This is a genomic window from Coleofasciculus sp. F4-SAH-05 (genome assembly GCF_040222985.1).
GTDB lineage: Bacteria > Cyanobacteriota > Cyanobacteriia > Cyanobacteriales > Coleofasciculaceae > Coleofasciculus > Coleofasciculus chthonoplastes.
Genome location: NZ_JAVKBY010000036.1, coordinates 1 through 23474, shown reverse-complemented (window position 1 = coordinate 23474; position 23474 = coordinate 1). Strand labels below are relative to the sequence as shown.

General features: G+C 44.6%; 23 protein-coding genes and 1 pseudogene. 17 read left to right on the top strand and 7 right to left on the bottom strand.

The annotated features are described in order from the left end of the window. Positions 1–180: pseudogene (locus RIG27_RS03740) on the bottom strand (IS630-like element ISMae26 family transposase); the annotation flags it as partial. 33 nt (positions 181–213) lie between these two features. Here RIG27_RS03740 and RIG27_RS03735 point away from each other — a divergent pair. After that, entirely contained in the window at positions 214–420 is a 207-nt protein-coding gene (locus RIG27_RS03735; RefSeq protein WP_446342561.1) for a hypothetical protein, read from the top strand. A gap of 449 nt (positions 421–869) precedes the next feature. Here RIG27_RS03735 and RIG27_RS03730 read toward each other — a convergent pair whose 3' ends face one another. Beyond that, positions 870–1211, bottom strand: coding sequence for a histidine triad nucleotide-binding protein (locus RIG27_RS03730; protein ID WP_446342565.1), 342 nt, complete (start codon positions 1209–1211; stop codon positions 870–872). A gap of 192 nt (positions 1212–1403) precedes the next feature. Between RIG27_RS03730 and ebsA the strand changes: the two genes are divergently transcribed. The 7 genes from ebsA to RIG27_RS03695 all read left to right on the top strand — a co-directional run bounded on the left by ebsA (position 1404) and on the right by RIG27_RS03695 (position 8427). Beyond that, positions 1404–1775: a type IV pilus biogenesis protein EbsA gene (ebsA, locus tag RIG27_RS03725; RefSeq protein WP_446342559.1), complete on the top strand. Its 372-nt coding sequence runs from the start codon at positions 1404–1406 to the stop codon at positions 1773–1775. Between the two features lie 38 nt (positions 1776–1813). Beyond that, positions 1814–2905 (top strand): phosphotransacetylase family protein, encoded by a 1092-nt coding sequence (locus tag RIG27_RS03720; RefSeq protein WP_446342557.1) that lies wholly within the window; start codon positions 1814–1816, stop codon positions 2903–2905. 132 nt (positions 2906–3037) lie between these two features. After that, the gene (locus tag RIG27_RS03715) at positions 3038–3718 is read left to right on the top strand and encodes a hypothetical protein (protein WP_446342555.1); all 681 of its coding nucleotides are present in this window, start codon (positions 3038–3040) and stop codon (positions 3716–3718) included. A 216-nt stretch (positions 3719–3934) separates the two neighbouring features. Next, entirely contained in the window at positions 3935–6187 is a 2253-nt protein-coding gene (locus RIG27_RS03710) for an nSTAND1 domain-containing NTPase (protein ID WP_446342553.1), read from the top strand. A gap of 184 nt (positions 6188–6371) precedes the next feature. Beyond that, positions 6372–7550 (top strand): collagen-like triple helix repeat-containing protein, encoded by a 1179-nt coding sequence (locus RIG27_RS03705; protein ID WP_446342551.1) that lies wholly within the window; start codon positions 6372–6374, stop codon positions 7548–7550. Positions 7551–7865: 315 nt separating this feature from the next. After that, positions 7866–8057, top strand: coding sequence for a hypothetical protein (locus RIG27_RS03700; RefSeq protein WP_446342549.1), 192 nt, complete (start codon positions 7866–7868; stop codon positions 8055–8057). Between the two features lie 163 nt (positions 8058–8220). After that, entirely contained in the window at positions 8221–8427 is a 207-nt protein-coding gene (locus tag RIG27_RS03695) for a hypothetical protein (protein ID WP_446342547.1), read from the top strand. On the opposite strand, the gene RIG27_RS03690 is transcribed toward RIG27_RS03695, so the two are convergent. After that, on the bottom strand, positions 8379–9074 hold the full coding sequence (locus RIG27_RS03690; protein WP_006101547.1) for a Uma2 family endonuclease: 696 nt from the start codon (positions 9072–9074) through the stop codon (positions 8379–8381). The genes RIG27_RS03695 and RIG27_RS03690 overlap by 49 nt on opposite strands. Positions 9075–9320: 246 nt before the next feature. Between RIG27_RS03690 and RIG27_RS03685 the strand changes: the two genes are divergently transcribed. Further along, positions 9321–9545, top strand: a complete 225-nt coding sequence (locus RIG27_RS03685; RefSeq protein ID WP_006101339.1) for a hypothetical protein — start codon at positions 9321–9323, stop codon at positions 9543–9545. Between the two features lie 85 nt (positions 9546–9630). After that, complete coding sequence (rbsK, locus tag RIG27_RS03680) at positions 9631–10605, top strand: ribokinase (protein ID WP_446342544.1); 975 nt, start codon at positions 9631–9633, stop codon at positions 10603–10605. Here rbsK and RIG27_RS03675 read toward each other — a convergent pair. After that, entirely contained in the window at positions 10602–10877 is a 276-nt protein-coding gene (locus RIG27_RS03675) for a MoaD/ThiS family protein (RefSeq protein ID WP_446342542.1), read from the bottom strand. The genes rbsK and RIG27_RS03675 overlap by 4 nt on opposite strands. Before the next feature lie 288 nt (positions 10878–11165). Beyond that, positions 11166–12479 carry a threonine synthase gene (gene thrC, locus RIG27_RS03670; RefSeq protein ID WP_446342540.1) on the bottom strand — a complete coding sequence of 438 codons (1314 nt, stop codon included), beginning with the start codon at positions 12477–12479 and terminating at the stop codon, positions 11166–11168. Between the two features lie 313 nt (positions 12480–12792). Here thrC and RIG27_RS03665 point away from each other — a divergent pair, with 313 nt between their 5' ends. From RIG27_RS03665 to vapC, 6 genes are all read left to right on the top strand, one after another. Beyond that, the gene (locus tag RIG27_RS03665) at positions 12793–16569 is read left to right on the top strand and encodes a WD40 domain-containing protein (protein ID WP_446342538.1); all 3777 of its coding nucleotides are present in this window, start codon (positions 12793–12795) and stop codon (positions 16567–16569) included. Between the two features lie 126 nt (positions 16570–16695). Next, positions 16696–17205 (top strand): diguanylate cyclase, encoded by a 510-nt coding sequence (locus RIG27_RS03660; protein ID WP_446342536.1) that lies wholly within the window; start codon positions 16696–16698, stop codon positions 17203–17205. 123 nt (positions 17206–17328) lie between these two features. Further along, positions 17329–17640: a hypothetical protein gene (locus RIG27_RS03655; RefSeq protein WP_446342563.1), complete on the top strand. Its 312-nt coding sequence runs from the start codon at positions 17329–17331 to the stop codon at positions 17638–17640. Positions 17641–17870: 230 nt separating this feature from the next. Further along, entirely contained in the window at positions 17871–19598 is a 1728-nt protein-coding gene (locus tag RIG27_RS03650) for a succinate dehydrogenase/fumarate reductase flavoprotein subunit (protein ID WP_446342534.1), read from the top strand. Between the two features lie 525 nt (positions 19599–20123). Continuing rightward, positions 20124–20324 (top strand): type II toxin-antitoxin system VapB family antitoxin, encoded by a 201-nt coding sequence (locus tag RIG27_RS03645; RefSeq protein ID WP_446342532.1) that lies wholly within the window; start codon positions 20124–20126, stop codon positions 20322–20324. After that, on the top strand, positions 20321–20728 hold the full coding sequence (gene vapC, locus RIG27_RS03640) for a type II toxin-antitoxin system VapC family toxin (RefSeq protein WP_446342530.1): 408 nt from the start codon (positions 20321–20323) through the stop codon (positions 20726–20728). The genes RIG27_RS03645 and vapC overlap by 4 nt, the downstream gene beginning before the upstream one ends. Before the next feature lie 146 nt (positions 20729–20874). Here the strand turns inward: vapC and RIG27_RS03635 are convergent, their stop codons facing one another. Both RIG27_RS03635 and RIG27_RS03630 read right to left on the bottom strand, forming a co-directional pair. Next, the gene (locus tag RIG27_RS03635; RefSeq protein ID WP_446342528.1) at positions 20875–21387 is read right to left on the bottom strand and encodes a hypothetical protein; all 513 of its coding nucleotides are present in this window, start codon (positions 21385–21387) and stop codon (positions 20875–20877) included. Between the two features lie 8 nt (positions 21388–21395). After that, positions 21396–22637 (bottom strand): AAA family ATPase, encoded by a 1242-nt coding sequence (locus RIG27_RS03630; RefSeq protein WP_446342526.1) that lies wholly within the window; start codon positions 22635–22637, stop codon positions 21396–21398. A gap of 444 nt (positions 22638–23081) precedes the next feature. Here RIG27_RS03630 and RIG27_RS03625 point away from each other — a divergent pair, with 444 nt between their 5' ends. Next, positions 23082–23285: a hypothetical protein gene (locus RIG27_RS03625; RefSeq protein ID WP_446342524.1), complete on the top strand. Its 204-nt coding sequence runs from the start codon at positions 23082–23084 to the stop codon at positions 23283–23285. The last annotated feature ends 189 nt before the right edge of the window (positions 23286–23474 follow it).

Sequence of the window (23474 nt, the reverse complement as noted above, 5' to 3'; positions counted from 1 at the left end):
GAACTGTGGCTTGCCTCGGCGTTTCGGTTCTACATTTCCCTCCGTTTTTTGTTGCTTTACCAATTTTTGCACTAGACTTTTATTGACCGAAAATCTCGCCGCTACATGTCTAATTGAGCTTTTTTCTACTAAATGAGCTTTAACTATTTTTTCTCTGAAATCTACTGAATATGCTTTCATTGGCTATCCAACGCCTTAATCTCTGTTCATCAATTGTACTATGATATAGCGCAAAGCGCTGTATCTGTTTCCTGCTGTGCTGGTAACGGTGCTGGTGAAGAAGAGGGTGTTTTTTTAGCAGAAACATCTGTCTCCTTTGTTAGTGATGGGGGTGTTGCTGAGGAAGAAAGAGTTTCTTTGGACGAATTAGTTTTGCTGGTTATTACTGGAGACGCCGTATCAGGTGGTGTTTGGGCTTGAGCAGAACCGACACCAATCAGTAGTATGCTAAATAAAACAGCACAAAAGGCAAGAAAACCCCTTTTGTTTGCCCGATTCATATTTTTTTCTCGTTGTCCATAATGGGTTTATTGACCACTTTAGCGCAACTGAGCATACGGACAGGAGGAGTGATTACTCAAGTAGCAGCAAAAGAGCGATCAATCTGATATGTTGCACCTTTATCAGTAAACCCCGGCATTTCAGCCTTGGGTTTAAACCTAAGGGGGAGCATGTCAGGGAAAGCACAAAATGTTCAAACTCACTCGCGTTGGGTTGAGGAACGAAACCCAACCTACTCTCGTTGACATGCACCCACCTAAGGCGGCTTAATGCTGGTTGAGAATGTTCTATTTTGTCAAGTTATTCAAAAAATCTTAAAGGAATGATAGTCCCGCCCCTCCGCACCTCCACCCCCCACACCCCACCTCTTAACCGGGGGGCCAGTCCATCTGGCGTCCGCCTAAAATGTGTAAATGTAGATGATCCACGGTTTGACCGCCATCCGCCCCATTGTTGATCACCACCCGATACCCTTGATTCAAACCCACTTGTTCAGCCACTCGCTTGGCGGTTAACAGCAGATGCCCCATAAGGGCGTGATCGTGGGACTCAGCCGCCGCTAGCTGGGGAATCGGTTTTTTGGGAATGAGCAGAATATGAACGGGGGCTTTGGGTGCAACATCCTTGAACGCTAGGACTAGATCATCTTCATACACAATGTCAGCCGGGATTTCCCGACGGATAATCTTGCTAAAGATTGTCTCACTCATGGCTAATCGCGGTTTTTGTCTAAAGGCTTGATTAGAAAGTAGCATACAGGAACCAAAACCGCCTAAGATCGAGATAGAGTACACAATTTGGGAGAGACCTCTCTAGTTCAACCGCATCGGTTTTCTATAATTTATTAGCCTGCAACGAGAGTGCATGGCATTCTCAATATTGGAACAAGACGTTAGTCAGCTATGTCTATCGAGAAACTTCAGCCTGCCGATAAAGCCGCCGTCGGTGTCTATATGCCTTACTATCAAGGCGCTAAACGCAATGCCCTCCCTCTGGCGATTAGTCTGTATCAACAGGGATCGTTAGAAGGGAGTCGCCGTATTGAAGGGGGTGAAAGCATTCCCTTTGTGGCAACCTGGTTTGTCTCCAAGCTACCTTCGGAACCAACCCGCTGCCGATTACAGTTTGACGGCAATGCGGAACTGAGTTATGAGGTAACGTTGCCGAATTCTGAATTTATTAATTACTTAATCGAAGTCATTTTGAATTTCAAGCGCACCCGCTTGACCGATTTTTCCCAGACGTTTTATCGCAAACTACTACGTGACGAGTAAACTCAAGTGGCATTTTGACCAGAGGAGTGAAATTAGGGGTGAAAAAATCTGTGAATTATTTACTAATTGGATCGACAGAAGCATATAGTGGCAAGTCCGCCATCATTCTGGGTATCGCCCATCAGCTTAAAAGTAAAGGACTGGATATTGGTTATGGTAAGCTCTTAGGCTGCACTGAGTATGCGAATAAACTGGCTCGGGAAGGCGATGATGTGCAGTTTATTCCATCTATCCTGAACCTACCCGAAAAACAAGTGCGATCGCCTCTACTCTATCTGGATGATCAGACGATGCAGAAACGCTTGCGGGGTGAGGATTCGACCAATTATCGTGCATCACTCAAGTCCTATCTCCAGCCGCCGATTGGTGATTTAATGATACTCGAAGGACCGAGTACCCTGTTTGAAGGCAATTTATTTGACCTCTCGTTGCTGGATATTGCTCAGGAAGTAGAGGCTTCTATTATATTAGTCAGCCGTTTTCATTCGGTGCTACTGGTGGAAACGCTACTCTCTGCTAAACACCAACTCGGCGATCGCTTACGGGGAGTTGTGATTAATGCGATTCCGGCTGATCAACTGGAAATCGTCCAATCCACTGTCCAACCGTTTCTAGAGGCGCAAGGTATTCCCGTATTGGGGATGTTACCTCAAAACGATTTACTCCGCAGCGTTACGGTTCGAGAATTAATTCATCAACTCGATGCCCAAGTGCTTTGTCGTCCGGATCGGGTGGATTTATTGGTTCAAAGTTTGACCATTGGCGCGATGAATGTCAACTCTGCCCTAAAATATTTCCGCAAAGGCAAGCACATGGCGGTTGTCACGGGAGGCGATCGCGCGGATATCCAAATGGCAGCACTGGAAACCTCAACCCATTGTCTGATTCTAACGGGTAAAATACCACCCCAACCGTTAATTGTCAACCGGGCGGAAGAATTGGAAATTCCTATCTTATCAGTGGATCTCGATACCCTGACAACGGTGGAAATTATCGATCGCGCGTTTGGTCAAGTCCGCTTGCGCGAATCCATTAAAGCCCAGTGCATCCAACAACTGATGGCAGAACATTTTGATATTGAACGGTTGATGAATTTACTTGGTTTAAAAGCGGCTTTTTCAACGCATTAATAATTCATCATTTGTCATTTTTACTTAGTTTTAAGTCATGAATCTGTCTACCTTGCTAGGGCAGATTTTTTGTTTTAATCTTGACTTTTAACTTGGCTGGCTTAATGGTTCCCCATCACTGAATAGAATCTCATGAAGTTAGATTTAGAACGATTTTTCGCGGCGTGTAATCCCAGCAAAACCCTAAACATGAAAAATGCTGAGGATCGCAACTATTATATCGAGTTTGCACAAGTGCGCGGTGGTCAGGCAATTGAGAAGCTGAAACGGACGATTTCCCGTCTATCACCCAACGAACCCACCTGTCAATTATTCACCGGACATATTGGCTGTGGCAAGTCTACAGAGTTATTGCGGTTAAAGATGGAGTTGGAAGCGTTGGACTTTCATGTCGTCTATTTTCAAGCCACAGATGATTTAGATGTCGCGGATGTTGATATTACCGATATTCTACTCGCGATCGCCCGCCAAGTGAGTGCCAGTTTGGAATCGAGTCGGGTGGCGTTACAACCGGGTGGATTTAAGGCGTTTTTACAGAAAACCATTGATGTGCTACAGACACAGATAGAAGTAGGAGGGGAAGCCAAACTTCCAGGGATTGGTACAGTTAAAGCCAGTACTGAGTGCAAGTTTGAAGTCTCCCTTCCCGATGAAATTGCCAAACTTACGATCAAAGCCAAAAATAGTCAGCAGATGCGTTCCAAACTCAGACAGCATTTGGAACCCCAAACCAGTCAAATTTTAGAGTATATTAATCAGGAAATCCTCGAAGTTGCTATTACACAACTCAAGCAACAGGGTCAAAAAGGTTAAAGGCGATCATGAATATCAAACATTACTGCAAAGCTTCCCTGCTTGGGGTACAAAGGAGACAAAGAAAAACATTTCAACTTGACACATCACCGACTCAAACCCCCTCGGCGTCCCTCGGCGTAAACCTCTGCGTCCCTCGGCGTTAAAAAAATATAATTTCCACTCTAACAAACTTACGTAACTAATCAGGTATGTAAACGGCTGATCAAAGTCGCCATGGATCTCTACAATTGGTCGAGTCCCAAGCTAGAATTTGTCCTACCTGAACCTGCACTAATGGCATTAGTTGCAGAAACAGCAAACCAAGCCTTGGCAGATGAGGAAAACTTGACGTTAGATGATACCGAATTACAAGCCATTCTGCAATCATACTCTGCTCAAGGACAAAATTTTCCCCCTGAGTTTCAGGCTATTTTATCCTTGAGTTTGGGAATCATCAAAACCCGAAATAATCATATCGATGAAGCGATTCCTTACTATCAGCAAAGTTTAACGCTTTGGCGACAGCATCAGTCCGGAGAACAGATGGGAATTACGTCGCTGCATCTGGCTTGGGCGTATGCGCTGAAAGGGGAGCAATATCAAGCAAAAATTCGGGACTATGTGCAGCAAACTTGGCAGCATTTGCATCAGGAACACTGCACTGATTCCTTGATTCATCATAGTTGTAAACTAGGAGATTTACTGCGACAGGTTGGTGACTGGGAAAAATTACAACAATTAGCGGAAAAAGCATTAACTTGGCATCAGCAGCAGGGGGATGTCCAGAAAATTGCCCAAGATTATGGGTTTTTAGCCGATGTTGCTTTAAATAAACGTCAATGGCGGGATGCTCAAAAGTTCGCGCAGCAAGGGATTAAGGCTTGGCAACAGGTATCAGAGTTTGAGATAAAACGGTTAGAATTGTGTTATTTTATTCTGGCACAATCGCAGCAGCAGTTGGGTCAAGAAAAGGACGCGATCGCGACATTGGCGACAGCGAGAGAGATTAGCGTAAATGCCACGATTCCCCTGCATCAGTATGACCCAAAACTTTATGTTAATATCCTCCAAAACTTACGCAATCTCAAATTTGAACAAGGGGATTATTTAGACGCCTTTCATTTAAAATTAGAACAACGGCAAATCGAGACCCAATATGGCTTACGGGCATTTATTGGCGCGGGACGACTGCATCCGCCGCGACAGGTTATTCAGCCCGGTATTCGGGGAAGACAGGGGTTATCTTTATCCCAAATTGTCGCTTCTTCTGGACGCCAGAGGGATGTAGAGGAACTGTTAGAACGGATTCGACGACGCGATCGCAAATTGACGGTAATTTATGGGTCATCTGGGGTGGGAAAGAGTTCGATTTTGCAAGCGGGATTAGTTCCGATTCTGCAACAGGAGTATTTTGAGGGACGGGATTTTATGCCTGTTTTGCTACAAGTTTATAAGGATTGGGTAGGGGGTTTAGATAAGGGTTTAGTGGAAGCCTTGAAAAAGGTCAATCGTTCTTCTATTTCTGCTCAGGATTCTCTGGAGAGTCAATCTGATCCCCCCCCCGCCCCCCTTAAAAAGGGGGGAGCTAAGAGAGGCTCTAACATTGATTTAATTGGGGATAATAAAAGAAGTTCTGACTCCCCCCTTCTATTGCAGGGAAGGGGGGCTGGGGAGGTTAGGTCAACCCGATCAACGATTCTCAAACAATTGCGTCAAAATGAACACAGCCAACTATTAACGGTGCTAATTTTTGACCAATTTGAGGAGTTTTTCTTTAATCACAAAGATCCAGCCAGCCGACGAGATTTTTATGACTTTCTGCGCGAATGTGTAGAGATTCCTTATGTCAAAATTATTTTATCCATGCGGGAAGACTATATTTATTATCTGTTAGAGTTAAACCGCACAACGCCGTTACCCAAAGATTATAAAGCTCCTGATCATATTCTCTATTACTTGGGAAATTTTTCAGCCGCAGACGCCAAATCAGTTATTCAGAGTTTAACCGCGCGATCGCATTTACCTTTTGAGCCAGATTTAGTTGACCAATTGGTGCAGGATTTAGCCAAGGATTTGGGAGAGGTGCGTCCGATTGAGTTGCAGATTGTTGGCTATCAACTGGAAACGGAGAAGATTACCACGCGGGATGACTATCGAAAATATGAATCTAAGGAGGAATTAGTTGAGGCGTTTTTAGCTGATGTTGTTCAAGATTGTGGATCAGGAAATGAGCAGGTTGCCAAACTCGTCTTGTACTTGCTCACTGATGAGAATAACACTCGCCCCCTAAAAACTCGTGCGGATTTGGAATTGGAGTTAGAGGTAAAGAGTGAAACGTTAGATTTAGTTTTAGAAGTGTTAGTCGAATCAGGGATAGTTTTGAGAGTTCCAGCTATTCCAGATGACCGCTATCAACTGGTTCACGATTATCTCGTATTATTTGTTCGTCATCAACAAGTAGGTGAAACAGTGCCCTTGCTGGATTAATCAACTGACTCAGACCATTCAAAACACCCAGCCAGTCTAGATGTGAAGAATTATGTCGATTATGGAAGTTTTATTAAGAAAGTCGCATAACATACGCTGATAGGACTAGTATACAGAGCAAGGTTCTGATAAAAACCTAATTTGGGAAATTATCAAGATTTGAATCTGTAAGGAAGATTATGTTATGAGCAACAGCTTAAAGTCTTTACTTTTCTCCATAGCCCTAATTGTAAGTGCTTTTGTACTCGCGTTCCAACCACCAGCATTTGCTCAAAGAGCATCACCAGGTGGTGGTATAGCACTACCCAATAATGATTTTGTGCTTGAGAATCGTGATCTTGTTATTGAAGATGGTTCTGACCGAATTCGGGCTCGGTGGGATAGTGCAACGGGCGACATTCGCATCTTTGATGAAAATGGGGATGTTATTTTCTTGTTGCAAACAGCAGGAACTAACTTTTGGCTTGGTGGTGAAGGAAAAGGTGGTGGTGACGTAGTACTTTTGCCAAGAAATGGTGAACAGCAAAACCTAGAAGATGCAAGTATGCAGTTTGATGGGGATAATGGTTCAGCTAGAATTGGTGGCGGTGGTCAGAATGGGAAAATGGTTTTCCGTAAAGGAAATGGGGATCAAACTATCTTGATTGAAGGTAGCAATGCTAACATGATCCTCGGACAGAATGAGGAAGATGGAGATATCTTTGTTAGAGACGGAGATGGTAACACAACCATTCAGATAAGTGGATCGACTGGAGATATTTCAGCAAGTGATGTCAACCTTCGGGATGATGAATTTGCACGCATCAATATGAGAGCAACTTCTCCAGATAATGATGTGAGAATGTTTATTGATGCTCGGGGTGATGGCACAAATCGTGGTCAACTAGGTACCTTCTCAGATCATGAGCTTCACATAGTTACAAATAACGCTACAAGAATGGTAGTAAGTGAAAATGGCAATGTTGGAATTGGAGTAACCGATCCTCAAAGTCAGTTAGAAGTTAATGGTCAAGTTCAAGCGAATGGAATTCGATTTTCTGATGGAAGTGTGCAAACAACAGCGACATTGGTAGGTCCAAGGGGACCGCGAGGTGAAGATGGCGAAGATGGAGCACAAGGTCCACAAGGTCTACAGGGTCCGCAGGGTCCACCTGGAGTGCGGACAACTACGTCTGCAGTTTGCACAGATGGCACTGAAAATGGGGCTGCTCCAGCTTGCGGATTCGTTTGTCAAATTAATACAATTGCCCAGAGCTCCGGCTTTTGTACGATTACATCTGATACAGGATCTTGTAATGCTGGCTCTTTTGTTTCGGCAGGCGGATTGACCAACGTCGGAAGATGTTGTGAGTGTAGCGGTTGATATCCCAAATAGACTTCCGTTGTCTCAAAAACTAAAGTCTTAATCTGATGTAAACAGCATATATTCTAGATTAATTGGGACTACTCAAATTCATTTTTATAGTGGGTAGTTCCAAGGAGCAAAACTCAATATCTTTAATCATTGTGCAGTCCCGAAAATTTGATAGGTAGACACGAAGATAAACTGCAGAATATTTTTTGTTTGCACCAGAAGTAAGTTGAATTCATTTAGACATTGCCTTCTTGAAAGTTACCTGACAGATACCAGTATATTTTCGTGCGGATTCCTTAGCTTTATTCAGCAAGATAGAACGTTATGCCGCTACCCTACACCTATATCATCTACCCAGAAAACCCCAACGTAATTGGTACCACAATCTTTGCCCAGAACAGTCAAACCGGACAAGTTGAATTCCAAGGAGGAGATGCGGTCTTAGTATTCCTTCAGACCTTTGCTGAAAGACACTCGATTTTGGTAAAAGCTGGGTTGTACCTAATTAACCTCTGAATTTGCTGACTCAGATGACACTGACATTTGAGCCGGGAGTCACCTTGTGGGTACCAAACGGCTATGATCAACACGTCATTGGCATCATCGATTCTAAGCAATACATCCGAGTTAGCGGAGGACGGATTCGAGAACAGCAAGCACCAAACGATTCTCAGCGTCAATGGCAGGGTATTCGGATGCTAATGCTGGAGAAATTACGTTCAGTAATGCTGACTGTGCAGAGGAATTTACAATTGCCGAAGCCATTGATGCAATCCCTGGCAGTGTTATGGTACTGCGCGATCGCACACTCAGGGTTTGCTGCTCAACTAACAGACTTCATTCAAGATTGGGCGATCGCTCCACCAATTCCTGCACAAAGGCTTGATGGATTGGGTCAGCAATCCCAGCTTGCAGCCCATTCAGCACCTCCATCATTCTGCCCTCTAATAAAGCTGGCACGTTCAGCCACAATCCGGGAAACACGCTACTGCGAATCATGCCATCGGCATCTGGTTCAATTAAGACAAATTCCTCTGCTTGCAACCGAAACCAACTGAGGCGGTTCTCAAAGGTTGACCACACCAAATATTCCTGTACCCCATTGCGTCGATAGGCATTGCGCTTGACTCCTAAATCAATTGCCGCACTGCTTGTGGCAATTTCCGCCACTAATTCTGGTGTCCCTTCGATATAGCCATCCTCGCTAATCGTTGAGTTACCGCCAACTTCAATTCGCAGCAGGGCATCCGGTTGCGGTTCATTGTCCATATCTAGCCGGGTTGTAGCGTTATCCGATCCGCTAACACCCGGAGTTGCTGTGCAATACACCCCCAGCCAGGTAATTAAATTAAAATGAGGATTACCGTGAAAAACTCTAACTGGGGATGCCACGTAAACCACTCCTTCAATCAGTTCCGCTTTAAATTTTTCTGGGGTCGCCTCATAGCGGCGCTCAAACTCAGCACGAGTCAATCGATCGCCACTTTCCAGGGGTGGAATTGGGATGGAACGAGCAGGCTGCTGCAACACCATAATCAAAAATCAAAGTTTAGAGGATGAAGGAGATGGTTGGTATCCATTTTACAGCACTTTTTAACACGGTGTGGTACAGTAACAGCCATGAGCGAACCAATTTATTTATGTATAGCGCTTCGCGCTGGTCTATTTACACGCCTGCGAGATGTATCCTTGATCAGGATTTTATAGAGCATTTGTACTACACCCCCAGGAGAGCAAACTGCTTTCTTGAGTAATTAAGAGGCAGTATGATAAAAAAATGTGACGAAACAAGCTTGTTTCACCCCTGTCTTGCCTCTTATAGGCAAGTTTTGGACAGTAGGTTCAGTTATGCGATCGCGTCAAATCGTTGTACCGCCAAGTCCAAATCACAGAGGCAGTTGGCAGTGGTTGCTCCAGTTGTGCGATCGCATTGTGCCAGCCTTAGCTAAACCCACGCTGGCGGGAAGTATTTCTAGGACAGTCGATCAAAAAGTTTTCGGTTGACATAGCCTGATAAATTTCAGCTTAAAGGCTTTGTCTGCCAAGCTTTTGAGTTGCTTTTCACCCCTTCCGTAAAACAATTTTTCCGATGAACTCTATCCTGGTTTTCGGTAGCATCAACATCGATTTAGTCACCAAAACGCCTCGTTTACCCGTCGCAGGTGAAACACTACAAGGATCTGAATTTTTTACCGCGTCTGGGGGGAAAGGGGCAAATCAAGCCGTCGCCGCCGCCAGACTAGGAATGATGACTCACTTGGTTGGGCGCTTGGGAGATGATGCGTTTGCCCCTCAATTGCTTGCCAGTTTACAAGCCGCAGGTGTGCAAACCGATCAAATTTTGCGGGATACTTCAGCAAGTTCCGGTGTGGCGGTGATTTTGGTTGATAAAACGGGTGAAAATCAGATTGTGATTACCGCAGGTGCAAATGGACAACTCAATCAAACCGATGTGGAACGCCTCAAACCCCTCTTAGCCACAGCCACCGCGCTACTAATGCAGTTAGAAATTCCCCTAACAGCCGTAGTTGAAGCGGCTAGAACTGCCCATGACGCAGGTGTTCCAGTAATTCTTGATCCAGCACCTGCCCAGGATATTCCACCTGAACTGTACTGCCTGGTTGATATTATCACTCCCAATCAGATAGAAGCGAGTCAGCTTGTGGGTTTTGCTGTGGATAGTTTGGAAACAGCCCAGAAAGCCGCACCTATCCTTCAGCAACGAGGGATTAAGACTGTAATTCTGACACTGGGGAACCAAGGCGTTTACTGTAGCACTCCATCCGAAAGCTTTTTTATACCAGCATTTCCAGTTCAAGTGGTTGATACCACGGCGGCGGGTGATGGGTTTAATGGGGCGTTAGCGGTGGCGTTGGCTGAGGGATTATCAATACAGGAAGCTGTTGTTTGGGGTGCAGCAGCCGGGGCAATTTCGGTAACTCAAGCTGGGGCGCAGCCTTCGCTACCGAATCGTGAAGCATTGGCACAGTTTCTAACGGATGTAGAGACGCGCCATGGCGCGTCTCTACGCAACATTCGTGGCGTTGTTTTTCGTTCAGATTAACCACCAGCCACAGCAGGGACAATGCTGACTTCATCGCCATCGCTGAGTTGGGTATTTGTGCCATCCAGAAAGCGAATATCTTCGCTATTGACGTAGAAGTTTAAAAAGCGGCGAGGCTTCCCTTGATCATCACACAAGCGCCCTTTAATTCCAGGACAACTAATTTCGAGGGAGTCCAAAAGTTCAGCGACATTGCCAGCGCTGCATTCAATCATTGCTTTATTGTCAGTGAATTTCTGGAGGGTGGTAGGAATTAAAACTTTTACAGCCATAGATTTGGAATCAGTGATTAATGGGTAGATGTTCGAGATGTTTCCAAGTAGAGATATAGGGAAACAACTTAAGGTGATAAGCAATACTGGTCAGCTTTTGGGCTGTGTACTCGCACTTTTTGCCTCCCTTCTTCTACCCAAGCCGGGTTAACTACCCCCTTCATGAGTAGAGACAAGGCAACAGGCTTTCATCGGCTAAGGGATAAAGGGGGTTCCTGTCGTCGGATTTGGTATTACTCCCCTCTCCCAAGCTTGGGAGAGGGGCTGGGGGTGAGGGTTGTCAACGTATTAAACCAAGACTTGTTGCCATTCTAAACGGTCAAGGGTATGCGCCCGTTCTAATGCTCGCTCAAAGCTATCCAATTTGGGTTCAATGGTTAGGGGTTCACCAATATAACCTTGAACTGCTTCTTGGGTTTTGAGTCCATTCCCGGTGATATAAGCCACGGTGGTTTCATCCGGGTTAATTTTTCCAGCTTCCACCAATTTTTTGAGAACGGCAATTGTTGTACCGCCAGCGGTTTCGGTAAAGATACCTTCGGTTTCCGCCAGCAGTTTCATTCCTTCGACGATTTCAGCGTCGGTGACGGATTCAATAGTGCCGTTGGTTTTCTGAGCAACCTCTAGGGCATAAATGCCATCAGCAGGATTTCCGATCGCGATCGACTTAGCAATTGTACTTGGTTTTACCGGAGTGACGAAATCCCGTCCTTCCCGGAAGGCTTGGGCAATGGGAGAACAGCCTTCGGCTTGGGCACCACTGAAGCGAACCGCTTTATCTGCTACTAAACCAGTTTTGACGAACTCTTGGAAGCCTTTGTGAATTTTGGTGAACAGAGAACCCGAAGCGAGGGGAGCAACAATATGATCTGGTAACTGCCAACCCAGTTGTTCGGCGACTTCAAAGCCCAGAGTTTTTGAGCCTTCTGAATAATAAGGACGCAAATTAATATTGACAAATCCCCAACCATGGGTATTGGCAACCTCACAACAGAGGCGGTTGACCTGATCATAGTTGCCTTCTACTGCCATTACGGTGGGGTTGTAGATTAATGTACCTAAGACTTTCCCCGCTTCTAAGTCAGCCGGAATAAATACACAACAATCTAAGCCCGCGTGTGCCGCGATCGCAGCGGTAGAATTGGCTAAGTTCCCGGTACTGGCACAAGATACGGTAGAAAATCCTAATTCTCTAGCTCTAGTTAGGGCTACAGATACCACCCGATCCTTGAAACTCAAGGTGGGCATATTTACAGCATCATTTTTAATATAAAGATTTTTTAGACCCAGGCGGCGGGCGAGACGATGGGATTTGACGAGAGGCGTCATCCCTGTACCCACATCAATAGGATTATCAGTAGCGACGGGTAAGAAGGAACGATAGCGCCAAATTGAATTCGGACCTGACTGAATCGTCTCACGGGTAACGTGGCGGCGCAGGGCGTCGTAGTCATACGTGACTTCCAACGGACCAAAGCAGAACTCGCAAACGTGGATGGGTTGGAGTTCATATTCAGCACCACACTCTTTACAGGTGAGATTTTTGAATGTGGCAGAGGTGCTGGATGTATTGGATGTATGGGGGATGGTTGCCTGGGTCATGATCTGGTCTCTCTCTATTCGTCACTATTTTGCTGATAGTATCACAGCCCAAAACCACCGTCAAACATACCCGACTTTTTTTGTCGGGATTGATTTTGCGGAAAGGAAGCTGGGTAAGATGGGGGAGATGAGGGAGATTATGTAGGGGCGGGTTTCACTACTATTGTTTGAAATGGTGCGTTACGCTTCGCTAACGCACCCTACATACTGGGGAACGAACAAATGACGAATGACAAATGACGAATGACAAATGACGAATGACAAATGACAAATGACGAATGACAAATGACAAATGACGAATGACAAATGACAAATGACAAACACTTCCCTATATCAAGTCGGTGGAAGCTTGCACAAAGATGCTCCCACCTATGTTCAACGAAAAGCCGATCGCGAACTGTATCATGCTCTAAAACAGGGTGAGTTTTGCTATGTTCTAAACTGTCGGCAAATGGGAAAATCGTCTCTATTAGTTCAAACCCACCATCGCTTGCAAGAAGAAGGATTCCAATGTGCCACGCTTGATATGACCATGATAGGTTCGGAAACGATTACGCCTGATCAGTGGTATAAGGGATTAGTTCTGGATTTAACTCGCAAATTTAAACTCTTTAAAACGGTTAACCTAAAAAAATGGTGGCAAGAGCAAGAGGATATTTCGTTACCCCAGCGATTTAATAAATTTATCAGCGAAATCCTTTTAACTCAATTCCCCAACCAAAATATAATTATATTTATCGATGAAATTGATAGTATTTTAAGCTTGAATTTTCCTATTGATGACTTTTTCGCACTAATTCGGTTTTGTTATAATCAACGTAGTCTAGAATCTGACTACAATCGCCTCACCTTTGCTATCTTTGGTGTCGCCACACCCAGCGATTTAATTGCCGACAAAAAGCGCACGCCATTTAATATTGGCAAAGCCATAGAAATTCACGGCTTTCAACTGGAAGAAGCCCAACCCTTAACCCAAGGATTCAGTCAACAATTTGCTAAACCTGAAGCCATTATTAAAGAAATATTAGCCTGGACAGGAGGACAGCCTTTTTTAACCCAAAAGCTATGTCAACTGGTGCTAGATGTGGCGCAAAATACAGTGAGAGATGATCTAAAAATTCCACCGGGTACTGAAGCGTTTTGGGTTGAATCCGTGGTACGCGATCGCATCATTCAGCATTGGGAGTCTCAGGATGAGCCAGAACACCTCCGTACCGTCCGCGATCGCCTGTTGAGAAACGAAGCACGGGCGAGTCGATTACTGGGCATTTATCAACAAATTTTACAGGGGATTGATATTGCCACCGATGATAGTCGTGAACAAACAGAATTACTTTTATCGGGCTTAGTCGTCAAAGAACAAGGAATATTAAAGGTAAAAAATCGCATTTATCCAGCCGTTTTTAACCTGGACTGGGTTGAAAAACAATTAAACCATCTACGCCCTTACTCTCAAGCCTTATCTGCTTGGATTACCTCCCAATTTCAGGATTCATCACGACTCTTGCGGGGACAAGCATTAAAAGATGCCCAAAACTGGTCTCAGGACAAAAGTTTAAGTGACTTAGATTATCAATTCTTAGCCGCCAGTCAAATCTGCGATCGCAATGAAGTACAACAGCAGATAGAAGCCGCACGCATCAAGGAAGTGGAAGCCCGACTAGCCGCTGAACGTCAGATAGCGAAAAAGCAGCGATTACTCTTAGTAACCTTTGCGGCAATGTTAGTTATTGTCAGTGGATTGGCTGGCGCAATTCTGGTGCAAAACCGCAAGTTAGCCATTAGTGAAATTGAGGCGATTACTACATCTTCAGAAGCACTATTTGCCTTCGATCAACGACTAGACGCATTAATTGCCGCCCTGCGAGCCAAACAGAAAGTACAGGCATTAGGTCGAGTGGACACCCAGACCAAAAATTCGGTTGAAACAGTGCTACGAAAGGCAGTGTATGGTGTCAGAGAACATAACCGCCTCTCTGGTCATCACCAGCAAGTCCATGATGTAACATTTAGTCCTGATGGTTTAATAATTGCTTCAGCAGGTGACGATAAAACGATTAAGCTTTGGCAACCTGATGGAACGTTATTAACTACATTTCAAGCACACAGCGATACAATCAAAAGCGTAACCTTTAGCCCAGATAGTCAACTCATTGCTTCGGCAAGTAAGGATAAAACCGTGAAACTGTGGCGGCGCGATGGCACATTAGTAGCTACACTTAATGGGCATACTAATCAGGTGAATAGTATCACCTTTAGTCCGAATGGTCAGATGTTGCTGTCTGGGAGCGATGATCAGACAATCAGACTTTGGACAATTGATCAGACTTGCATGAATTTAGCAGACAAGGTAGATGAGGGAGATAGGGGAGATGAGGGCGGGTTTAGTAACATTAGGGTGACAACAAATGATCAGCGTGAAACCCGCCCCTACACAAATTTTAAAACCATGCCATCAAGGGTTGCAAAGGATCAAAACCATGCCCTCGAACGAATTGAAGGAGCGCCCAATCCCCAAGAATGCTTTGTTTCTAGAATTATTAAAGGGCATCGCGGAGAAGTTCGCAGTGTAGTCTTTAGTCCTGATGGTCAATACTTTGCCTCTGCCAGTTGGGATGATACTATCAAACTTTGGACACCTCAGGGTATGTTACTGAAAACTCTCAAAGGTCATGATGCTGGCGTGAATTATGTAACCATTAGTCCCAATGGTCAACTTGTGGCTTCAAGTTCGATAGATGGAACCGTCAAACTCTGGCAACCTGATGGAATATTACTGAGAACGTTAACCGGACATACGGATGGAGTTTTTGGTTTAGCATTTAGCCCCGATAGTCAAACCCTTGCTTCTGTAAGTTGGGATCAAACTGTTAGACTTTGGCAAACAGATGGAACCGAACTCAGTGTTTTGAAAGGGCATCAAAATGGACTCTGGGCGGTGGCATTTAGCCCCGATAGTCAAATGTTGGCGTCTGCGAGTTTGGATGGTACCATTAAACTTTGGACGCCGGAAAAAACTTTGTTAACCTTTCTCCAAGGACATCAGGATGCAGTTTGGGGTGTTGATTTTAGTCCGGATAGTCAAACTTTGGTGTCTGGGAGTTGGGATGGTGCGATAAAAGTTTGGCGACGTGATGGTCAGGTGTTGGCGTCTTTTGATGGGCATGATGAAGCCGTGTTCGATGTTGCTGTTGCTCCCAAAATGAATGCGAATTCCCCCTCTAAAAATGATAGGGTTAAGAATAAAGGAAAGAATCAAGGCAATAGCGAAACCGTTAAATCACTGCTAATCAATGAGTTAATGATTGCCTCAGCCAGTGAAGATAAAACGATAAAACTTTGGCAGGGTGATGGGAGTTTATTGAAAACATTACGGGGACATAGCAGCGCGGTTTTTAGTGTCGCTTTTAGCCAAAATGGTCAGTTACTTGCCTCTGGAAGTGGTGATAAAACTGTCAAACTTTGGACACGAGATGGTAAATTGCAGAAAACTTTAACTGGACATAATGGAGGGGTTCTCAGTGTAGCATTTAGTCCAGATGGTCAGTTGATTGCCTCTGGAGGTGAAGATAAAACGATTAAACTTTGGCAACGGGATGGCACATTGTTGAACACCTTAACCGGACATGATGATAGTATTCGTGCCTTAGCCTTTAGTCCCGATAGTCAGCGCCTTGCCTCTGCGAGTTGGGACAATACGATTAAACTTTGGACAAGGGAGGGCATCTTACTAGCCACTCTAGACGGGCATCGCGATCGCGTCAACGATATTGCATTTAGTCCCGATGGGCAACTTCTGGCGTCTGCGGGTTTAGATAAGACGGTTAAGCTGTGGCGCGATGACGGTACACTTTTAGTCACGTTAGAAGCCCATAGCGATCGCGTCTACGATATCACCTTTAGTCCCGATGGTCGCACCCTTGCCTCTGCTAGTGTAGACAAAAGCGTAATTTTGTGGGATTTAGAGCGTATCATTGACCTGAATCAGGTTTGGGCGTTTGGTTGTGATTGGGTGGAGGACTATCTGCGGACAAATGTCAAAGTTAAGGAACAGGATAAAAAAGTTTGTGACAACGTTAGTAACCCTTAACGCCGCAGGCGTTTAAGTAGGTGGGGACAATTAAAGTTAAATTTCATCTAGACTAGCTATATATTTTTTATCAATGCAGTATGGTCATTCAGAACAAAAAACTTATAACTTTATCACTTCTATAGTATGGATACTCTAACCAAGCTGGCTAATCGCCGTTATTTTGACCAAAAACTTGAACAAGAGTGGCATCATTTAAATGTCGAACAGTCTCCTCTATCCTTGATTTTGTGTGATATTGATTGTTTCAAAACCTACAACGAAATCTATGGCATAGCAGCGGGCGATGAGTGCTTACAACGCATTGCTGATTGCCTACGTCGTTGTGTCAAACGGACAACAGATGTCGTGGCGCGTTATGGGGGAGAAGAATTTGCCATTCTTTTACCTCATACGAATGCCATGGGAGCGTTTCAGGTTGCTGAAAAGATGCGAGAGAAAATCAAATCCCAAGGCATTGAATTTAAACCGCCTGACCCGTTCAATTTACCCGCGCCTGTTGTCACCGTTAGTTTTGGCGTTGCCTGTCTGGTTGACCCCCATACTGACATTGATACCTTGATTATGGCGGCAAATCAAGCCCTTTATCTATCGAAACAGCAAGGACGCGATCGCGTTACCCTGAGTTCAGTATAAGAAGGACGAATGACATAAAATGTAAACAAATATTGCGACTATTTTTAAAATATGTTGAGAAATGCGCCAAACCTCAAATACGGTCTTATCCTTGGAACTTAAAGAAATGTGTCGAGGTTGATGATGGAACAATTTAACAAATATCGCTTGATCTGCACCCTGAGTTTTGGCGATATCTATGGACAAATCATTGCGTGGTTAATCGTCATTTTCATAAGTCTTGCCTCTGCACTGGCGTTGTGGAGTGCCGATCGCCAAATTTATGCGTTGGCAACGGTGGGATTAGTCTTGGTCTTATCTTTGCCCTTTTTACTTTTTGCCTTTGTGACCACATTGCTGAATCATATTGAAATATTAGCAATGGATGAGCAGGAAACAACGGCTGCCGATCGCAGCAGTCGCGGTGCATCCCAACCGGCTCAGGCAACGAGCTAGTACAGCGCGGCAAAAATACAAGAGCCGCTTCGTAGATACGATGAAGCAGGGGGAGCTGGGGGAGCTGGGGGAGCTGGGGGAGCTGGGGGAGATGTTAGCTGTTCAGTTTTTTCTGCCCAACTGCACAAGTACGGCTAATTCGTCGAAAATCTAAAAAGTTCCCTGCCTTTTGGTAGGGAATTTTAGTAATCAGTCACTATAGATAACAGCAGAAATTCAATCGAGTTGAGATGCAAGAACACGATGTCATTATTGTCGGCGGTGGTTTAGCCGGGTGTCGGGCGGCGTTGGAAATTAAACGCACTGATCCGAAGCTGAATGTGGCACTGGTTGCCAAAACCCATCCCATTCGTTCCCACTCCGTTGCGGCGCAAGGGGGAATGGCGGCGACGCTGAAAAATGTGGATGCGGAGGATACCTGGGAAGCCCACGCTTTTGATACGGTTAAGGGTTCCGATTATCTGGCGGATCAAGATGCGGTGGAAATTCTCACCCGCGAAGCCCCGGATGTGGTGATTGATTTAGAACATCTGGGGGTACTCTTTTCCCGCTTACCCGATGGTCGCATTGCCCAACGTGCCTTTGGGGGTCATTCCCATCGCCGTACCTGCTATGCTGCCGATAAAACGGGTCATGCGATTCTTCATGAACTGGTAAGTAATCTCCGCAAAAATAACGTAACCGTGTATGAAGAATGGTACGTCATGCGGCTGATTTTAGAAGATGGGCAGGCAAAAGGGGTGGTAATGTTCAACCTCCTCACCACTCACCTGCAAGTGGTACGGGCAAAAGCGGTGATGTTTGCCACCGGGGGATATGGACGGGTGTTTAATACCACCTCCAATGATTTTGCCTCGACAGGGGATGGTTTAGCCATGTCCGCGTTGGCGGGGATACCGTTGGAGGATATGGAGTTTGTCCAATTTCATCCGACGGGGTTGTATCCTGTGGGAGTGTTAATTTCCGAAGCGGTACGAGGTGAAGGGGCGTATTTAATTAATAGTGAAGGCGATCGCTTCATGGCAAATTATGCCCCCAGTAAAATGGAACTCGCCCCACGAGATATTACCTCACGCGCGATCGCATTGGAAATTCGTGCCGGTCGCGGGGTGCATCCCGATGGGAATCCTGGCGGTCCTTGTATCTATCTGGATTTGCGACACATGGGCAAAGAAAAGATCATGAGTCGTATTCCCTTCTGTTGGGAAGAAGCCCACCGACTTGTCGGCGTTGATGCCGTATATGAACCCATGCCCGTGCGTCCTACCGCCCATTATTCCATGGGTGGTATTCCCGTCAATACCGATGGACAGGTGCGAAGTGGACCCGATGGATTAGTGGACGGATTTTTTGCCGCTGGGGAATCCGCTTGTGTCTCGGTTCACGGTGCTAATCGCTTGGGGAGTAATTCCCTGCTAGAATGCGTGGTTTACGGCAAACGAACCGGGGCTGCGATCGCGCAATATATTCAAAACCGCAAATTACCTGACATTGATGAGCAACTCTATCTCAATGCTGCTCAAAATAAGATTAATGCATTGCTAGGTCAATCCGGAAGCCTACGCATCGATAAACTCCGTCAAAACTTCCAAGACTGCATGACTCAATACTGCGGCGTCTTCCGCACCGAGGCATTAATGCAGGAAGGATTGAATCAACTGCAACAGTTGAAACAACAGTACCAAAATATCTATTTAGATGACAAAGGAAGCTGCTGGAACACGGAATTAATCGAGGCGTTGGAACTGCGGAATCTGATGGTGGTTGGCGAAATTATTCTCACCTGTGCCCTAAATCGCCAAGAAAGTCGCGGTGCCCATTCTCGCGAGGATTATCCCCAACGAGATGATACCAACTTCTTGAAGCATACCTTGGCATACTATTCCTCCGCCGGAATTGATTTGCAGTATAAATCGGTGGCGATGACCCGTTTTGAACCCCAAGAACGCAAGTATTAGGCATTCTTGTTCCTCTCTCCTCATTCCTCCTTTACTAAGGGGAAACGTTCCCTCCCCTTGATCAGGGGAGGGTTAGGGAGGGGTTGTGTCAAAGTATTGCATTCTGGCAAGAGCTTAAGTTGACACCAATGAAGGCTTGCACCCTCTCAAAACCGTAAAATCTCTTCCACAATTTTAGCTGTGTCACGCCAGTAGTAGCGTGACGCTTATAACTTATAATTTATTAATATTTTTTGACTGAGTACATAAGCCATTATTTGCAAATCATTCAAGGGCAAACCCAATTGTAGGGTGTGTTAGCGTTCGCGCAGCGTTCCCGTTCGCGCAGCGTTCCCGTTCGCGCAGCGTTCCCGTTCGCGCAGCGTTCCCGTTCGCGCAGCGTTCCCGAAGGGTAGGGTAGGGTAGGGTAGGGTAGGGTAGGGTAGGGTAGCGTAACGCACCACGGCTCAAGGCTTTGGCTGAATCTCTCTGCCCTATGCCTTATAATTAAATATGTTGTCATACCTAATGATCAGATAAAAATACATGATAACTAATCTTAAAGTTAACGAACAACTTATTGAAGAAGCTCTTGCTTTGTGCGATCATAAAACAGCAGATATGTTGATTGAAGCAGCTTTACGTGAATATATTCAACGTCGCAAGCAACTGAAAATTTTGGATTTATTTGGGACTATAGATTATGAAGAAGATTATGATTATAAGCAACAAAGACAAATAAAATGAACGTTATTGTTGACACCTCCGTTTGGTCACTCGCATTGCGGCGGAACCTGCCAGAACAGGGAACTTCTATCGTTAATGTGCTGCGAGATTTGATTGCAGATGGACGAGTCATTTTACTGGGAGCAATTCGTCAAGAAGTGCTTTCTGGGATTCGCTACACGGAACAGTTTGTTAAATTACGAGATTATCTTCGTGCTTTTCCAGACTTAGAGATAACCACTAAAGACTATGAACTAGCCGCCAAATTTTTCAACACCTGTCGCCGTAATGGTATTCAAGGTTCAACTACTGATTTTCTCATCTGTGCAGTCGCTCATCATCGTGGCTATAGTATTTTCACGACTGATAAAGATTTTGAAAATTTCCGGTCATATATTCCGGTTGTATTGCTAGATGAACTATAAAGAACAGATTAATAGTCAACGGATGCAAGCACAGGGAGTTACAGCATTCTAAAAAAATGTATGATTTACGGCTAAAATGAGATGCTTATCTCGTGGCATTTGCTGGATGTATTAACGCTGTGCTACCTGATCAATTAAGATTATCGTTACCGACTGCTGCGGCGTTTAGGACGAGGAACAGGAGGAATTGGTTCATAAGACTTGAGTCCCTCATCACCCGTCATAATTTCAACCTGATAACCTTTTCGATCATAGTGTTCAGCTAGCATTTTCATAGTAGCATCACCCAGAGATGTTTTTTGAGGTACTACCTGTTGCCATTCATCAGCTAAATTTTTTAGTCCTTCAGCTTCCCAAAGTTCAGCTTGTTCAGCAAAAGCCGCCCAAGGAGTAGTTTCATCGGCTGCTTTTCTCATAATCTCAGCTAATTTTTGGGCTAATTCATACGGTTTGCTTCTCGCTTGAGTAATATGATTCCCGGTTTCTAAGACTGTCGCTAAGGGTAGTACTAATACAGTATTATGCTGAATTTCAGTTTCTAATTTTTGATCAACTTTTTCTTTATCCCAGTAAAGGCTACCTGAGCCACAAGTTTCCATGCCAGGAATTTCTAACCAAACACAGAGAACCGATGTATCAATAATTAGAACCTTTTTCATCCCTAAAACTACTGTTTACGAGAAATACTCCGTTCAATCGCTCCCTTTGCCGTGAGTTTACCCAAGGAAGCCGAGGCGTATAGTTTCGGGAAATTCTCAATATCTTCCACAGGCGTCAATTTGCTTTCTCCGGTTTCAGCATCTCGATATGCCAAAATAACAAATGGAATCATCCCTGGGTCAAGGGCATCAAGTAAAGCTGGATTATGAGTTGTGACTAATATATCAATGTTACGCTTTTCTCCAATTTCCTTGAGCATTTTTAGAAGTAAACCGACACGCGATGGATGGAGTCCGTTATCAACTTCTTCAATTACAATTTGACTACCTTTTGGTCGCGTCATTAATGCGGTAAGAATAGCTAAAAAGCGTAAACTTCCATCAGACATTACTCGCGCATCTATTTCTGTAATTTCACCGGGTTTCCATTCTTCTTTACAGTAAAGCATCGCATCAGTCCCAAACCGACCAACAGGTTCTGCCCATACTCTCTGAATATCACGTTCTGGTAAATGTCTTAAATATGTAGCAACAGTTGATTCAAATTCTTCTTTCTGTTTATCAGACAATGTAGCGAGTACACCAGCGATATTAGAGGCATCACTTTCAAGTCTGTCAGATAGCTGTGAATAATCTCTCATACGAGATGGAATAGGATTGATTATATAAATGTTTTTTATGGTTTCTTGAAAATCAGAAAAAGGATTAATACTATTTTCTTCTTGGAAATTAAATAAACTGCTTGTTTGGCTGATTATAGACTGAGAACGCGCCCATAATTTCTCAAGATATTCATTATTATGCGAAACTTTTAACTTAGCACCAATTCCAGGAAAATTAGATGAACCTGATTTTGTTTTTAGTAAGGGAATACAATCATCTATTTTGTCTAGGTTCAGATAGTTATTAAAGGATTCCTTCTCGAGCTGAACATTAGGTTTAGTTTGCACAGTAATACTGTACAGGTAATCGCTTTGATTATTTCCCTGTATGGAAATTTCTAATGTGAATGAAGATTCCCCCCTCAAAGGAGCTTCTTCTACACTACCTCGAAGAGGAGGAAGGATAGAGTCACCGGCTAAAGAAGCGTGAATCTCTTTGCCGCTAACAGTTCTTTTAAGAAACTCTAATGCTTCTATCACATTAGACTTTCCACTCGCATTCGCACCAATCAAAACCGTAAGTGGATCAATTGGCAACTCCGCATCTCTAAAACTTTTCCAATTTTTAAGAATCAGCTTCTTTAGCATTTCTGTCTAACAATCTCATCCTGGCTTGGTACACCTTAATTGGTGCATTAGTATTGTAGGGGCGCAAGGCTTGCGCCCGGTTTAAACGTCAAATCTATCCCACAATTTTAGCTGTGTAATGTCATGCCACTAGTTTCTTTAAAAACTAAAAACTTGGTTGGCGCGGGTTTAGTGACATCAGGGCGAGGCAAAAAACGGTAATAGTACAACCTGCCCCAACATCTGGAAAGGGCGGGTTTTGAACAAACGTTATCATCTAATCGCGAAACGAAAGTCCCATTACCCGCCCCTACAAACCATGATCGACTAGCGCAGTGCGATCGCGCCACCCCACGATTACATCCCAAATCGGTGATTAAGCCCATACCCTTCAGGATAATGGATGGGCGATCGGTAACCAAGGATTCAACTATCCTTTGACGCGAGCTGGTCACCCCCCTCTGCTTGTTAATCCCCATTGTTGGCATTGGTTTATATCCCAAGGTTGCTACCCAAACCTATGATGTCAAAACCGTGGCGGTAACAGCTCAAGTGCGTCAAGTTTTGCCAGTCGTTGCACAAGAACGGACAAACCTGTATTCTGGTAAATTCAACCCACCATCCCTACCCCAAGCCAAAGCCCAACCTTTGCTGGCTATAGTTGAATAAGTTGACTCTCCAGATTATCAGGTCAACTCGCATTTACGAAATGAGTAGGGGCACGGCAGTGCCCATTGGTGTCAACTTAAGGGGAAATTTCCCCTTGAAATTACTCTCGGATTATCTCACCGCAAGACTTTCGCAGATTTTAAGCTAGTCTACCTACTGGAGTTAAGAGTAACAGCACTACTCATATAG

Bases quoted from the DNA above. Each gene is read 5' to 3' on its own strand.
- RIG27_RS03730 (WP_446342565.1), bottom strand. From the start codon at position 1,211: ATGAGTGAGACAATCTTTAGCAAGATTATCCGTCGGGAAATCCCGGCT.
- RIG27_RS03650 (WP_446342534.1), top strand. From the start codon at position 17,871: ATGCAAGAACACGATGTCATTATTGTCGGCGGTGGTTTAGCCGGGTGT.
- RIG27_RS03660 (WP_446342536.1), top strand. From the start codon at position 16,696: ATGGATACTCTAACCAAGCTGGCTAATCGCCGTTATTTTGACCAAAAA.
- RIG27_RS03700 (WP_446342549.1), top strand. From the start codon at position 7,866: ATGCCGCTACCCTACACCTATATCATCTACCCAGAAAACCCCAACGTA.
- RIG27_RS03705 (WP_446342551.1), top strand. From the start codon at position 6,372: ATGAGCAACAGCTTAAAGTCTTTACTTTTCTCCATAGCCCTAATTGTA.
- RIG27_RS03715 (WP_446342555.1), top strand. From the start codon at position 3,038: ATGAAGTTAGATTTAGAACGATTTTTCGCGGCGTGTAATCCCAGCAAA.
- RIG27_RS03675 (WP_446342542.1), bottom strand. From the start codon at position 10,877: ATGGCTGTAAAAGTTTTAATTCCTACCACCCTCCAGAAATTCACTGAC.
- thrC (WP_446342540.1), bottom strand. From the start codon at position 12,479: ATGACCCAGGCAACCATCCCCCATACATCCAATACATCCAGCACCTCT.
- RIG27_RS03690 (WP_006101547.1), bottom strand. From the start codon at position 9,074: ATGGTGTTGCAGCAGCCTGCTCGTTCCATCCCAATTCCACCCCTGGAA.
- ebsA (WP_446342559.1), top strand. From the start codon at position 1,404: ATGTCTATCGAGAAACTTCAGCCTGCCGATAAAGCCGCCGTCGGTGTC.
- RIG27_RS03655 (WP_446342563.1), top strand. From the start codon at position 17,329: ATGGAACAATTTAACAAATATCGCTTGATCTGCACCCTGAGTTTTGGC.
- RIG27_RS03645 (WP_446342532.1), top strand. From the start codon at position 20,124: ATGATAACTAATCTTAAAGTTAACGAACAACTTATTGAAGAAGCTCTT.
- vapC (WP_446342530.1), top strand. From the start codon at position 20,321: ATGAACGTTATTGTTGACACCTCCGTTTGGTCACTCGCATTGCGGCGG.
- RIG27_RS03635 (WP_446342528.1), bottom strand. From the start codon at position 21,387: ATGAAAAAGGTTCTAATTATTGATACATCGGTTCTCTGTGTTTGGTTA.
- RIG27_RS03665 (WP_446342538.1), top strand. From the start codon at position 12,793: ATGACAAACACTTCCCTATATCAAGTCGGTGGAAGCTTGCACAAAGAT.
- RIG27_RS03630 (WP_446342526.1), bottom strand. From the start codon at position 22,637: ATGCTAAAGAAGCTGATTCTTAAAAATTGGAAAAGTTTTAGAGATGCG.
- RIG27_RS03710 (WP_446342553.1), top strand. From the start codon at position 3,935: ATGGATCTCTACAATTGGTCGAGTCCCAAGCTAGAATTTGTCCTACCT.
- rbsK (WP_446342544.1), top strand. From the start codon at position 9,631: ATGAACTCTATCCTGGTTTTCGGTAGCATCAACATCGATTTAGTCACC.
- RIG27_RS03695 (WP_446342547.1), top strand. From the start codon at position 8,221: ATGGCAGGGTATTCGGATGCTAATGCTGGAGAAATTACGTTCAGTAAT.